Consider the following 14,531-nt stretch of genomic DNA (forward strand, 5'->3'; position numbering starts at 1 on the left):
GGTGCTGCGGTAGAACAGGCTGCAAGAACAACCGCCTACGCGGGCCTGCACCTGTTGATTGTTAGGTTTGTTTGCATTGTTGTCTCCCGTCAAAACCAGACCCCGTGATTTGTGGCCAAAGTCCGCAAGATGCTGACCCCGGTAAAGCTAGGGCACAGAAACGATCCGGAATGGGGGCACACACCCGGCATTCGCCCAAAGCCCCTCTTCCGGCAAGGCCGTCCTTCCCTTGCTTTGGTAAGCCTCACGTCTATTTTTTCCCAAACATTACCTATGAAGAAGATTCTACTAATCAAATTCATGTTACTGTTCTGTCTGTTGAGCCAGGTTTGGGCCCAGACCAGAACCGTGACAGGAAGAGTGACATCGCCCACCGGCGAGACCATGGCCGGTGTCACCGTGCAAGTAAAAGGCACCGCCACGGCCGTGCCAACCGGCTCAGATGGCAATTACTCCATTCAGGTGCCCGCCACGGGCGGAGCGCTGGTATTCACCTATATAGGTTATCTGAACCGCGAAGTGGAGATAGGGAACCAGAGCACCATCAACGTGACCATGCAGGAAGACTCAGAGCAACTGAGCGAGGTAGTGGTAACGGCGGTGGGGATTGAGCGCCAACGCCGGGAGGTGAACTACGCGGTGCAGGATGTAAAGGGAGAGCAGCTCGCCCAGAAATCTGAGCCCAACGTGGTGAACGCCCTGCAGGGGAAAGTGGCCGGGGTGGAGATCATTTCCTCCAGCGGGATGCCGGGTTCGGGGTCCCAGATTTTCATCAGGGGGCTTTCTTCGGCTACCGGCAATAACCAGCCGCTGTTTGTGGTAGATGGGGTGCCCATCAGTAACAACACCACCTATTCTTCTAACCCTACGGTGGGGGGAGCCTCTTACTCCAACCGGGCGCTGGACATCCACCCCAATGACATTGAGTCCATGACCGTGCTGAAAGGGCCGGCCGCCGCGGCCTTGTACGGCGCCAGGGCCAGTAACGGGGCCGTGATCATCACCACCAAACGGGGCCGGGCCGGCGACGTGGAAATAACCGTGACCTCTTCCTACAACATCCAGAGAGTGTATGGGCTGCCCAAATACCAGAACGAGTACGGTCAGGGAACCAACGGCCGCTACAACTCCGCTTCAACTGACAGTTGGGGCCCTCGGTTTGGCACTCCCGGGCTTGACTCTGTGCCCAACGTGAGCGGGAACCCCATGACCAGGCTCGCTTACAGGGCCTACGAAGACAACGTGAAGGATTTCTTCCAGACCGGGCGCATCTGGGACAACGGGGTAACGCTTTCCAGCGGGAACGAGAAGATGCGGTACATCTTCAGTGCCAACACCACCAACCAGGAGGGGATTATTCCTAACAGTGGCCTGGACAGGTATACGCTGCGGGCGGCAGGGAACGCCACCCTGGGGCACGGCTTCTCCGTGGATGCCTCGGTACTCTACGCAAAAACCAACCAGGAAGGCTCCTTGCAGGGAAACTCAGGGTCCAGCCCCTGGTTTACGCTACCTTTCATCCCCCGCAGCTTTGATATCATGAATGTTCCCTACAAGCTGAGGGCAGGCGTGCAGGCCCCTACTTTGTTTACTGAGCTTAACCGGGATAATCCTCTGTGGAGCGTCAATGAGTCGTTCTATGAGAGTGAGGTAAACCGGTCTATCGTGAGTGCCACCTTCAACTACAATCCGGAGTTCTTCAAAGAGTTCACGGCCACCTACCGCATTGGTCTGGATCAGTATTCAGATGATCGCCTGCAGGCGTATGCGTACGGGTCCTACAACTCTAACGGGAACACGGCCACCAGCCAGAAGGGATCTCAGCTCTATGATAATATCGGCTTTCAGTCCATCAACCATGACTTGTTTGGGGTATACCAGAAAGACCTTACCCCCGATTTCAATGTCAGGGCCCTGCTAGGAACCCAGGTGAACATGGTGGAGACACGGCAGAATACCATTAGGGCGGAGAATCTGGTGGTGCCTGAATATTATAACCTGGCCAACCACCTGCCTACCACTACGTTCACCACCAACTTCAATACTGAAAGGCGTTTAGTGGGGGTTTACGGACAATTAGGGTTAAACTATAAAAACTGGCTGTTTACAGAGTTTACCGCCAGAAATGACTGGTCTTCTACCTTGCCCACGGGCAATAACAGTTATTTCTATCCATCGGTGAGCGTGGGGTTTGTTTTCACAGATGCGCTGGGCTTGAGCAACAACATCCTGAGCTATGGAAAACTGCGGGCCAGTTACGCCATGGTGGGCAATGACACCAACCCGTATCTCACCAGTACCTATTACGTGACCCAGGACTTTGGCAACAACGTGGCAGGGCTTGATTTCCCTTTCAATGGTTCTATTCTGGCCTTCACCAGAAATGACCGGCGCGGTAATCTGAACTTAAAGCCAGAGAACAAAAAGTCCTATGAGATAGGGGCGGAGTTTACCTTCTATAATGGGCGGGGTACGCTGGATGTAAACTACTTCAACAACAGTACTACAGACCAGATCCTGAACCTGACCGTTCCGGGTTCTACCGGTTTTACCACGTTCACCACCAATGCCGGTAGAATTGACAACAAAGGCTGGGAAATTGCGGCCAATGCCACGCCCATTCAGTTTGAAGAGGGATTCCGGTGGGATGTGGGCGCCAACTTCACCAAACTGGAGACCGAGGTAGTGGAACTTGCCCCGGGGCTGGACCAATTCACCTTGACTACCGGGTATATAGACCCTACCACCGGCAGCGCCGGGGCGGGCTTTTCTGGGCTAAGCCCGTTGCTGCAGCCAGGCCAGCCTTTTGGGGTTCTGCAGGGCACTACCTTTAAAAGGACACCAGAAGGACAACTAATCATCAACCCAACCAATGGCTTGCCTGTGGTGGATTCAAACCCACAGATCATTGGCGACCCTAACGCCGACTGGTGGGGCAGTTTATCCAACACCATCTCCTTTAAAGGGTTTAGTCTGAGTGCTCTGGTGCAATACGTGCACGGCGGCGACTTTTACTCCCGGCAAGCCCAGATTGCCCGTTTAAGAGGCGTTTTGGAAGAAACTGCCGAAAACCGCGAACAGCCCTATATGTTTGAGGGGGTGCTGGCCAATGAGGCGGGCGAGGCTACCACCACGCCCAACAACATCCAGATCACGGCGCAGCAATACTGGACCCACTTCAACAACGCTTCAGAATTCGCGGTGTTTGACGCCTCGGTGCTGCGGTTGCGCGAGGTAAGCCTTGGGTACACCTTGCCCACCAGTATTCTGACCAGGACCCCATTCAAGGCTGTGAATGTGTCGGTGACCGGGCGCAACCTGCTTTTCTACGCACCCAACCTTCGGCACGCAGACCCTGAGTCAAACCAGCTTGGTTCCAATACCAGGGGCTTTGAGTTTAACTCACCACCCTCTGTGCGCAATTATGGATTGAATCTTCGGTTCACCTTCTAACCCTTCAGCAATCTGTGCCATGAAAAGATTTATAAAAGTTTCAAAGACTATGCTGTTGGCAATAGCTCTGGCGGTGGTTAGTTCCTGTGATGATTTCCTGGATGTCAACACCAACCCCAACAACTTGCCTACTTCTGGGGTGCAGTACATCCTGCCCGGGGCCGAGCTGGGGGTAGGGTTTGTGATGGGCAACACCATTCAGTTGGTCAGCTCCCTATGGATGCAGCAGATGGCGGGCACCGGTACCCAGTCAGACCCGTATGACCGCTACAACATTGGCCCAGCAGATCTGAACAATGAATGGAACACCATCTATGCGAATCTCCTGGATGACCTCCGCCAGATCAAGGTGCAGGGCAGGGAGGAGGGGAACTTCATCCATGCGGGCATAGCGGGTGTTCTGGAAGCCTATGTCTGGGCGGTTACTACGGATATTTGGGGGGATGTGCCCTTCCAGCAGGCGCTTGCCTTTGATGAAGCCCTCAACCCAGAGTATGATCCGCAGCAGGAGATTTATCCGAGTATCATTACTATACTGGATGAAGCCATTGCCGACCTGAACAAGACAAATGTACTTACAACTCCCGCGGGTGATCTCATTTTTGGAGAAAGTACTCCCATGAGTACTACCATAGATAAATGGACCAGGGTGGCTAATTCCATTAAACTAAAAGTCTACCTCCAGAGCCGCAAGAAAAATCCTGCCGCCGCTGCCACCCGCATAAATGAACTTATTGCCCAGGACAGGCTCATCACCTCCAACGCAGATAACTTCAACGTGCCCTTCTTTGCTTCGGCAGGGGCTCAGAACCCCTTGTACATGTACAACCACCTGACCCGCCCCAATGACATGATTGTGAGTACGCGGTTCCTTGATTCTATGCAGGTGCTGAACGATCCCCGGTTGCCCACCATCATCACCCAAGCCGGGGGAAACTATGTGAGCTATGACAATGGATTGTACACAGTGCTCAATTTCACGTCCGCAAACCGGTCTAGGTGGGGCTTGTACATTGTGGGCCGGGGGCAGACGGCCAGCAACGGAACCGTAACCGTGGGGAACGCCAATGATCAGGCACCCATGCGCCTGATTACGGCCTCTACGGTGTACTACTGGCTAGCGGAGGCGGCGTTGACCCTGGGCACCACCGGAAATCCGGCGGCCCTTTACCGGCAGGCCCTGGAGGCCAACTTCTCAGACATCTCCACGTTCCTGGGGTCCACCTATACTCCGGCCAACTTTGAGGCAAATGGACAGGCTTATATCAGTTCCAGGGTGGCGGCCTTTACGGCAAACCCCAGCACAGAAGGCAAGCTGAACGTGCTCATCAGAGACAAATGGGTGTCTTCTGCCGGAAATGCCTATGAAGCCTACAACGACTACCGCCGCACGGGCTATCCACAACTGGCGTTGCCGCAGAATGCGTTGGCCGGGGTGAACCGCATCCCCACCAGGTGGCCTTATGTGCAGAATGAAATCCAGGCGAACCGCGAGAACGTGCCTCTAAGAGACTATCCGGCGGGCTTACTGGTTCCCGTTTGGTGGATGGAGTAGTGAATGAACGTAATGATATAAGAAAGTTATGAAAATGAAGAAGCTATACGTAAGCCTCCTAAGCATGGCGCTTGTGGCTTTTAGTGCGTGTGAGAACGATGATTATGATGGGTTAACGGATCCTGATCCCATTCCGGCCGCCGCTATCACTTTTCCGCAGTCGGTAGAGTCCAACGGGGTGGCCCGGATGGAAGACAACGCCTACATCATCAAGCAGAACTCTATTGCGGCGGGAGAGGTAACGGTGCAGATAAAGGTGCCGGAAGGCCGCACCATCCAGGGGCTGACCAGGGTAACGGGGCAACGCTATAGGGCTGCAGCTCCGGTGCCGCCAAACTACAGCCCTGCCCCTCCTACGGCAGCCGCCAGCCTGGCACCCAATACAACCATCACCCGGAACACGGCAGGTAACCTGCCCACCACCCTCACGGGGGCACCTGGCAACATGGTGACCTATACCATCTCTACCACTGATCCACCGGCGGTCCTCACCGATGCCGAGATGCCCACCTTTGCCGTGGGCGATGTGGTTCGGTTGTTCTTCAGAGTGCAGGTAGACAACTCTGACCAGGAGCAGCGGGCCATTGAAGTAAGGGTGTACATTACGGGGTGATGGGGGCTGAAGACTATGCTCCGTTGCTTTTGCCACGGTCGTGGAAGAGGAGACAGCGTACTACCGTCCTAAGATGTTAGGTTTCTGTTTGACTTGAAATGAGTTGCCCGGTTCTGATGCATCTTTTTCTATGGCGTTATTGCCCGTTCAACGGTTAGGCTAGACCTTTCATTGACAAGTAGCACCAGGTTCAGGGACCAGGCAGCGCATAAAAAAAGGCTACCCAAGTGGGTAGCCTTTCTCTTAAGTAAGTGGCACCAACTAGTCGCGTGGTCCAGTATAGGTGTAGGTCTCAGTCCAGGTAGTTCTTGGAGAACCGGCCTGAATCATGGTGTAGGTAACTTCCATTGTTTTAGGAGTTCCATCCTCATCAAATGTGAAGGTGTTTACACCAGTTGCCTCTATTGTAGCTGCTCTTGCAGTAGCGCCAGGGGCAGGCTGACCATAGTTGTTAATTACACTTGCCACCGGATCAGTTAGGTCAGTGGTGTTTGAGTTGTCAAAGTTGAAAACCGCCTGGAAGTTACCATAGTAGCTAGCACCTGATCCTGTGTCAAAGATGTGGCCATCAATGTCAAAGTCAATGTCATAGTACTCATTTGTATTAACATCCAGCGTACGCAGCTCAATTGTTTTAGGATAGTAGCCCACAAAAGCAGGGTTGGTACGGTCTACCATGGTACCTTCAACGGTGTAAACACCATCATAGGCATTCTTGGCTCCAATAGCGAAGATAGCTCTACCAAAGTTTCCGCTTACCGTTGCCTGGTTGGTGCTCAGTTTCAGCGGAATACCATACTTGAAGGCAAAGTCAAACAACTCTGGTTTAACGGTTACCGTCATGGTAGTGGCTCTTTCTCCCTTTTTAATGGTTACCTGGTTGGTAGAAAGGCTGTACACGCTTGCAGGCGCCACATCAAACAACTGCTCCTGCACTTCCTCTTCCGCATGGTCAGCTTCTTCCTCTGCTTCCTCTGGGTCTTCAATGCCCTCCATGGCGGCAGCCCGTGCATCTGCTACAATTTTATTGTTGTAGGCACTGATGATGGTTGGATCAACGGTGACATCTACCACAATATCCTCAGGTGCTTGGTTGGTGCCAGAGTAACTAATGGTTACATCGAACTCATCTTGAGGAACCACCGCAAATGATCTGGAGTAAACCGGATAGATGTATCCAGAAGAAGCATTGACCGTTGCCACGTCTGCAAACTCTACCGTATTAGGCATTTCATCACTGTTGCCAGTGCGGTACTCATCGTCTAAGCAAGAGGTTAGTCCCAGGCAAAGGAGCGCTAAGGGAAATATATTTTTTAATGCTTTCATTTTTATTTCTTTAAAGATTATCTATCCCAGAATACAGTTGCAGTTTGGTGGTTGATCGGACCCTCGGCATTCACGTTAGCCGCGTTGTAGTTAAACTCAGCCTGCGGGTACATTAAACGCTTAGGAATCACGCGGCCGCTGCGGCTTACGTTTTGAGACAATGGAACGTTAGCTGGTACTCCAAGTCTTCTGTAGTCAGCCCAGGCCTCAAAGTTGTTGATACCTACCATGGCCAGGTATTTCTGAGTAACAATCAGCTCAATTTTATCTGCCGGCGTGGCATTGTCCTCTGCATCCCAGTCTACAATAGGTAAGCTCTGGGCCAGATACGCGTTTGCAGTGGCAACTGCATTGGGAACGCCTAACCATACGAAAGACTCAGTCACAGCAGCTTCATACGCGGCTCTCGGATCGCCGGCAAGCCAGCCTCTCTGAATGGCTTCCGCTTGCAGGAACATGCTTTCTACCGAGGTGAAGAACCACTGTGGTTGGGTAGCGCTCTTGGCCAGGCCTGGACCTGCTACGCTGGAAGACTGAGACGCACTTGGTGAGGTAGACTCAAACAAGCCAAATTCAAAGCCTCTCCACTCCAACGGAGGGTTACCGGTTGGTTCAGCAGCTCTGGCAAAGAAGTACTGGTAACGAATGTCGTTAGAGCTCTTCATGGTGTTCAGCACAAAGTTGTTGGCTCTGTTGAAATCATCAGCAGAACTACCGCTAACCGTTTGCTTGTATGCATTCCAGAATGGGTTTTGCTTGCCTTCAGTCTGCGCGTAAGCTACGTTAACAGCAGCTGTCTCGCCAGAGGTCAGGAACCCGCCACCATCGGCCACAATTTTGTCTACTTCAGCCTTGCCGTTAAAGCCTGGTACCTGAGACTGACGCAGGATTAACTTCAGGCGCTGCGAGTTGATCAGTTTTCTCCACATGGCTTTGTCACCAGAGAAAACGGCATCGGCGTTCTCCATTTCTGTGGTTACGTTGGCAGCAGCCATCATGTCATTGGCGGCATCCAGCTCAGCCAGGAGGCTGTTGTAGATATCCTGGCCTTTGTCATACTTAGGCAGGATGTGCTCAGCCACGTTGAAGGCCTCTGTGTAGGGCACGTTGTTGTACTGGTCAACCAGGTACATGAAACCAATGGCTTTGTAAAGCTTGGCAACGGCTACGTAGAACGTTTCACCAGAAGCCTCGGCTTTGTTTTCCATGATATCAACGTCCATCAGAATGTCATACCAGCCAGTCCACTCATCGGTCTCATAGGTACTGGTGATGTCATAGTTCTCTAGCGGAAGGCTTTGCCCGAATGTTCCGGAACGTGCCCAATATCCCATCCAGTGGCCGGCAAACATGTAAGAGGTAGCCATTCTGGCGGCCGTGCTGTGCTGTACCCTAGGCAGGATCAACGCCGGGCCTACAGACTCTGTGGTAGGGGCGTTAGGGTTATCGTTAATATCAAAGAAGTCGTCACTGCAGCCAGCTGAGAACAGCATGAGCAATGCAAAAACGGAATATATTATTTTTTTCATTTTACTGGATCTAGGTTTGTTTTAGAATCTTACTGTAACGCTTCCACCAAATGTTCTGGTAGGAGGATTGATCTGAGAGTTGGTGATACCTGAGGTGTTACCAGTAGTGGCGAAGTTGAAGTCAGGATCCTGGAACTCGTTGGTCTTAGGCACCCACAGGAACAGGTTTCTACCGGTCAACGCAACGGTTACTCCTTTCACTACTTTCAGTCTGCTTAAGAAGGTGGTTGGAACCTCATAGCTAAGCGCCAACTCACGCAGTCTCCAATGGTCTGCACTGGTGATGAAGTTAGCTCCCACATCCTGGAATACACCGGTATAGAAACTGTTGATGTCGTTTACAGTAACAGTGGTGTTAGGGATGTAAGTTCCTGGGTTTTCTGGGTCTTGGTACACTGAGTTAGGGAACACAAATCTCTCCCGGTTGTTACGGGCGGTAGCCACAGAAACACCGGTCCAGGCCATGTCAGCACCAATGTTGTGGTAAGCCACGTGACCTCCTTTGTATTCAAACAGGGCAGATAAGTTAAGGCCTTTCCAGGCTACAGATGGGTTAAGACCTACAATCCATTTAGGAAGTGAGCGGCCAAACTGCTGCAGGGTAGAGTTCTGAGTTGGCAAACCAGTAAAGGCATCAACAATCACGCGGCCTTGCTCATCTCTGTTGTAATCAGTTGCCTTGATAGCGAAAGCGGGCTGGCCCACAATAGCGTAGTTGGCGGTACCAGTGGTGTAACCACCAATAAAGATCTCATCCAACCCTTGGAAGATGCTCTTGATTTCGCTGTCCAGGTAAGTAGCGTTGGCTCTGAACTCAACTTCAACATCGCCTAATTGTACCAATGGAGTTAAGCGTAAGTCTAACTCAAGTCCTTTGTTCACGAAAGAGGCGGCATTCACATACGCATTGTTGTAACCTGTGGCAGAAGAAACTGCAACCGGGATGATCTGGTCATCCATGTTTTGGTGGTAGTAAGTAGCCTCCAGGTTGATTCTACCGTCTAAGAAGCCAGTCTCAACACCAAGTTCTTTACTTTCAATAAACTCAGGCTTCAGTTCAGCGTCATACGTGGTGTTACCGGCTGTGAAACCTGGCACATCACCGTAAGGGAACCCGGCTCCCTGAGAGAAGGTTGGCGCTAGCTGATAAGGATCAATGTCGGCGTTACCGGTCTGGTTCCAGGAACCTCTCACTTTCAGGTAGGAGATGATTCTGTTGTCCTGTAACATAGGAATAGCGTCTGACAGCACCAAGGATGCACTCACGCCTGGGTAGAAGAAAGAGTTGTTGTTGGCACCCAGTACAGAGGTTTTGTCGTTACGGCCGGTTAATTCAACGTGTGCCCACTCACGGAAGTGGAGACCTACGCTACCGTACACAGAGAACAGTCTTGATCTGCTGAAAGGAGAAGAACCGTTCAGCTCACCAGTACGGTTGCTTACGTTGAACAATTCAGGAACCACCAGGTTGGCGGCACCCACTCTGGTGTCACGGGCTTCGGTCTGGCGTACGTACGTACCCACTATTCCGTCAACTTTGAAGTCTTCAGTGAACTGGTAGTTCAAGCTGGCGAAAGCCTCAGAAGAAAGACGGGTGCTTCTGTAAGATCTTTCCTGCACTGAACCCGGGATGATGTCTTTCCCACGGCTAATACCAAAGGCATTTGGCATTTCACCTTTTGAGGTAAACCGCTCATTGATGAAGCGAGACGTTAAACCGGCTCTGTACGTGAATGACAGCCAGTCAGCGGCTTTGAAGTTCAGATCAAGGTTAGATAATAAATCTTCGCGCTTGCCGTCATTTCTCCAGTTATCCAGGGCAAAGTATGGGTTAAGACCATAATCATTGAACCAGGTGTTGTAGTCAGCAAACGGAGCGTTGATGTTTTTGTACTTTGAAATTGGAATCTGGGCAGGGGTGTTGAAGATCTGGTCCATCAGGCCGCTGTTACCGCCTACGCCAAGGCCAATGTAGAAGTCAGACATTCCCTGGTCATGGAATACGTCATAGTTCTGCTGGATGTAGTTGGTGTTCAAGCCAACTTTCAGTCTGCCGTATTCTCTGCCGGCGTTCAATCTGATACCGGTTCTGCGGTTTTCATCATCTGGAACAATGCCCTTGATCATGGCGTCCTGGAAGCTCAGGTAGAAATCTTTCGCGCCAATGGACACGTTGTTCTGGGTAGTAACCCCGGTGTTGAAGAAGTCTTCGCGCTCATCTGTAGGGCTGTAACGAACTTCTTCTATGCTGCCATCGGGCAGGGTTCTACCAGTCTGGCGCATAGTACCGTCAAAAGCCGGTCCCCAAGACCAGTTCTCATAAGGAATGTACGTGCCAGGGGCACCGCTACCAAACTGCTTCTGCAGTTTAGGGAAGAAAGAGATTTGAGAAAGCTGGGTAGAGTGGCTAACCGTTACAGATGGTTTCTCATCCAGCGTGCCTCTCTTGGTCTGTACAATGATAACCCCGTTACGGGCATCTGGACCGTAGATAGCCGCACCGGAGGCACCTTTCAAGACAGTTACATTGTCAATGTCGTTGGGGTTGATGGAAGACAGGTAGTTGATATCTGCCGGTACACCGTCCAACAAAAGGAGGGGGTTGTTGTTACCAGTTAAGGAGCGGATACCGCGAAGGTTGATTCGCACGTTCTCAAAAACCCCGTTGTTCACCGATGTAATGTTCAAACCAGATACCTTTCCCTGTAAGCCGTTGGCTACGTTTACCGGGTTGGCTCTGGTCACAATTTCATCCGTAACGGTAGTGGCCGCATATCCCACTTCTTTTTTCTGTCTTTCAATACCCAAGGCAGTTACCACTACCTCGCTCAGGGCACGCGCGTCTGTTACCAGGCGTACGTTAATGGTGGTTTGGTTGCCAATGGCTACCTCCTGGTTGGTGTACCCAATAAAAGAGAACACCAGAGTACCACCGGTGGCGGGTACAGTGATGGAGTAACCACCGTTCACATCTGTGGGGGCAGCTGTGCTGGTGCCTTTGAGTTGGACTGTTACCCCAGGCATGCCTTCGCCGTTGGCGGCGTCAGTCACTCTTCCTGTGATAGTCTTTGTTTGAGCCATGGCTTCATTGAGAAGCACAGACATCAAGAAAAGACTCAATAGTAAGATTTTCTTCATGTTGGTATAGGTTTTTGTTTGTTAATGAACGGTTAATAATAAGCGTTTTCTCTCACAAATAAAATTTGTGTTAATTTTCACAACACCGGTTTAAACTGAGTTTTCATGGTTAAATGCAAATTGGTTAAAGGTTGGTTTGGTTTGTAGTTAGGATGATATTGAAAGGCGTAATTGCATGCAAATGTGGTAGTTGCATTTAGGTAAAAAGTTGTAAATGCAAAAGCGGTGGGCGTGGGCAATAAGGTTTTATATCACAGCTATTCTATTATTCAAAGGAAAAGCTTACGCCTTAAAATAATGAAGAAATAGGGGTGATGAGAGGGCTGCGTATTTATTGGTGAATTGCGTATTAATAAATCATAAACCCGAGCAATAATATGTTAACCGAATCTTCTTGACTCCAAAGCAAGCAGATCCTCTAGCGCGCGATCTGATGGGTGGGCAGAAAAACATAGTCCTTGTAAAAGGTGCTGACCTTTTAGTGCAAGATGGAATGAAGCAAGGGGCGAGGCGGAGGTGTTGACCTGCTGTAAGGTCATCGGGACAAGGTTGCTGGGCTAGATTCTAATTCTTCCTTCTTCATTCCAACGCGTTATGAATGGTAATGTTCCACCCGTGATACGTGCATCTATGAAGAAGGTTGCGCGGGCTGGCTGGGGTATTTGCTTTTTCTTCTCCCTGGTGAAAACAAATAGCGTTTGCGAGGAAAATAAGCTCAGGAGTTGCTGCCCGGTGCGGGGTTTCGGGGCTGATTTTACGAAAAAGCAAAAAAGGCAGGACCGGTAAGGTCCTGCCTTTCCGGGCCGCAAACCAAGGACCTGATTTGCGGCCGTTTTAGGAAATAGGGCTCAAAAACCGCATGCCTTTGGCAAGGCGTGTGGTGGAGGGGGCGTTAATGCACGTCAAACTGTAGCTTGAGCAAATTGGCGTAAATGCCCTCAGGGTTGTTGGCCAGTTCCTCGTGCGGGCCTTGCTCCACAATCTGCCCCTTGTCAATGACCAGGATCTTGTCCACTTTCCTGATGGTGGCCAGGCGGTGGGCAATGATAATGGTGGTTCTGTTCTTCATCAATTCATCCATGGCCTCCTGCACCAGCATCTCAGACTCAGAGTCTAGCGAACTGGTGGCCTCGTCCAGGATCAGGATGGCGGGGTCCTTCAGGATGGCGCGGGCAATGGCGATGCGCTGGCGCTGCCCACCCGAGAGCTTGATGCCGCGTTCGCCCACCACCGTGTTAAAGGCGTCTGGGAACGACTGAATAAACTGCAGCGCGTTGGCTTTCTGGGCCGCCATTAATACCTCTTCATCGGTGGCATCGGGCCGGCCGTAGGCAATGTTCTCCCTAATGGTTCCGCCAAACAGCAGCACCTCCTGCGGCACAATGGCCATGTTGCCCCGCAAGTCGTGCAGGTGCAGGAGGTTGATGTTCTGGCCGTCCACAAAAATAGCGCCCTGGTCTACCTTGTAGAACTTCATGAGCAGCTGCGCAATGGTAGACTTGCCGGCCCCGCTGGAGCCCACCAGGGCAATCTTCTCGCCGGCCCTTATCTCAAAGTGGATGTTCTGCAGGACCTGAATGTCCGGGCGGGTAGGGTAGGAGAAGCCCACGTGCTCGTACCGAACGTTGCCGTTGAGCTTGATAGCCGAGGAAACCGGCAGCGACAAATCTTTCTGCTCCAGCGGAAGATCCAAGATCTCCAGGATGCGCTCAGACGCCCCAATAGACACCTGAATCTTGGCGTACAGGTCGCCCAGACCCGCCACCGAGGCCCCGATAAAGGAGGTGTACAGGATAAAGGAGGTCAGTTGGCCAAACGTAAGGTCGCCGCGCTGCACCAGGGTGGCCCCGTACCAGATCACCAGGATAATGCCCCCGAAGAGCCCGATGATGATAAAGGAGATAAACGCCCCACGGTAAAAGGAGGTAGAAATGGCCGTGCTCACCGAGCGGTTGAGCGCCTGCTTGTAGCGGTTAATCTCAAACAGCTCATTGGTGAACGCCTTTACCACCTGAATGGCCTGCAGGGTCTCCTCCACAATCACGTTGGTGACCGCCAACTCATCCTGCGTCTTGCGCGAGAGCTTTTTGAGCTTTTTTCCGAAAACCACCGCCAAAATGACCAAGACCGGAAACGTGGCCAGCATGAACAGAGAGAGTTTCACCGAGATGAACATGATAAACCCAATGCCCACCAGCAAGGTGGTCACCTGCCGGAACAGCTCGGCCAGCGTGATGGAGAAGCCGTCCTGGATATAACTCACGTCTGAAGTGATGCGGCTGGTAATTTCCCCCACCCGGCGTTGCTCAAAAAAGGTGAGCGGCAGACCCATGAAGTGGCTGTAGAGGCTCTGGCGCACATCGGCAATGGCGCGCTCGCTTACCTGCGCAAAGAAGTACACCCTAAAGAAGGAGAAAATCCCCTGCAGGGCAATCACGCCAAACAAGAGCAGGGCAATGAGGTCAATGTCCTGGGTGAAAGCGGTGGGTTTGCCTACCGCCGCATCAATGAGCATGCCGGTCACCGCCGGAAACGCCATGAAAGTAAGGCTGGAAAAAAGCAGAAAAACCAAGCCCGTGTAAAACTTGCCCCGGTACGGAAGGAGAAATCTAAAGATCTGAAGACCGCGGCGCAGGCTTTCTTTGCTCAGCCTGGCTTTGCCTTCTGTTTCAAGTCCGGATGCCGCTCCCGGCCCGAATCCTCGTTTTGCCATGTATGACTACCTGTTTGGAAAAAAGAGCGCCCCTTTGGCCATCTCTATGCTTACTCTGGTAACCCCAACTTTGTTTTGGGGCGGTTTCCCGTGAAACTGCCCCAAAACAAAGTTTGCGCGGCGTTACCCACTCGGCAACCCGCAAAGGTAGGTATTACAACTGAATCCATGGTTACCCACGGGGAGAGATTAGGGCCGTCCGCT

The 14,531-nt window shown here is 51.9% G+C and carries 7 protein-coding genes; 3 read left to right on the forward strand and 4 right to left on the reverse strand.

What is annotated here, in order from left to right:
• Positions 1-273 precede the first annotated feature (273 nt).
• The 3 genes from JT718_RS08975 to JT718_RS08985 are packed head-to-tail and all read left to right on the forward strand — an operon-like array spanning position 274 to position 5,621.
• Positions 274-3,453: a SusC/RagA family TonB-linked outer membrane protein gene (locus JT718_RS08975; protein WP_205501897.1), complete on the forward strand. Its 3,180-nt coding sequence runs from the start codon at positions 274-276 to the stop codon at positions 3,451-3,453.
• Between the two features lie 49 nt (positions 3,454-3,502).
• A complete protein-coding gene (locus JT718_RS08980; protein ID WP_205501899.1) occupies positions 3,503-5,008 on the forward strand; it encodes a SusD/RagB family nutrient-binding outer membrane lipoprotein in 1,506 nt (501 codons plus the stop codon).
• 34 nt (positions 5,009-5,042) lie between these two features.
• On the forward strand, positions 5,043-5,621 hold the full coding sequence (locus JT718_RS08985) for a hypothetical protein (RefSeq protein ID WP_205501901.1): 579 nt from the start codon (positions 5,043-5,045) through the stop codon (positions 5,619-5,621).
• A gap of 261 nt (positions 5,622-5,882) precedes the next feature.
• On the opposite strand, the gene JT718_RS08990 is transcribed toward JT718_RS08985, so the two are convergent.
• The 4 genes from JT718_RS08990 to JT718_RS09005 form a co-directional block, all read right to left on the reverse strand.
• A complete protein-coding gene (locus tag JT718_RS08990; RefSeq protein WP_205501903.1) occupies positions 5,883-6,947 on the reverse strand; it encodes a DUF1735 domain-containing protein in 1,065 nt (354 codons plus the stop codon).
• A 17-nt stretch (positions 6,948-6,964) separates the two neighbouring features.
• The gene (locus JT718_RS08995; protein WP_205501905.1) at positions 6,965-8,476 is read right to left on the reverse strand and encodes a SusD/RagB family nutrient-binding outer membrane lipoprotein; all 1,512 of its coding nucleotides are present in this window, start codon (positions 8,474-8,476) and stop codon (positions 6,965-6,967) included.
• Between the two features lie 21 nt (positions 8,477-8,497).
• Positions 8,498-11,614 (reverse strand): SusC/RagA family TonB-linked outer membrane protein, encoded by a 3,117-nt coding sequence (locus JT718_RS09000; RefSeq protein ID WP_205501907.1) that lies wholly within the window; start codon positions 11,612-11,614, stop codon positions 8,498-8,500.
• A gap of 892 nt (positions 11,615-12,506) precedes the next feature.
• Positions 12,507-14,327, reverse strand: coding sequence for an ABC transporter ATP-binding protein (locus tag JT718_RS09005; RefSeq protein WP_205501909.1), 1,821 nt, complete (start codon positions 14,325-14,327; stop codon positions 12,507-12,509).
• Positions 14,328-14,531: the final 204 nt, after the last annotated feature.

The organism is Rufibacter psychrotolerans (assembly GCF_016924645.1).
GTDB lineage: Bacteria > Bacteroidota > Bacteroidia > Cytophagales > Hymenobacteraceae > Nibribacter > Nibribacter psychrotolerans.

Coding starts and splice junctions, on each gene's coding strand:
- JT718_RS08975 (WP_205501897.1), top strand. CDS start 274: ATGAAGAAGATTCTACTAATCAAATTCATGTTACTGTTCTGTCTGTTG.
- JT718_RS08980 (WP_205501899.1), top strand. CDS start 3,503: ATGCTGTTGGCAATAGCTCTGGCGGTGGTTAGTTCCTGTGATGATTTC.
- JT718_RS08985 (WP_205501901.1), top strand. CDS start 5,043: ATGAAGAAGCTATACGTAAGCCTCCTAAGCATGGCGCTTGTGGCTTTT.
- JT718_RS08990 (WP_205501903.1), bottom strand. CDS start 6,947: ATGAAAGCATTAAAAAATATATTTCCCTTAGCGCTCCTTTGCCTGGGA.
- JT718_RS08995 (WP_205501905.1), bottom strand. CDS start 8,476: ATGAAAAAAATAATATATTCCGTTTTTGCATTGCTCATGCTGTTCTCA.
- JT718_RS09000 (WP_205501907.1), bottom strand. CDS start 11,614: ATGAAGAAAATCTTACTATTGAGTCTTTTCTTGATGTCTGTGCTTCTC.
- JT718_RS09005 (WP_205501909.1), bottom strand. CDS start 14,327: ATGGCAAAACGAGGATTCGGGCCGGGAGCGGCATCCGGACTTGAAACA.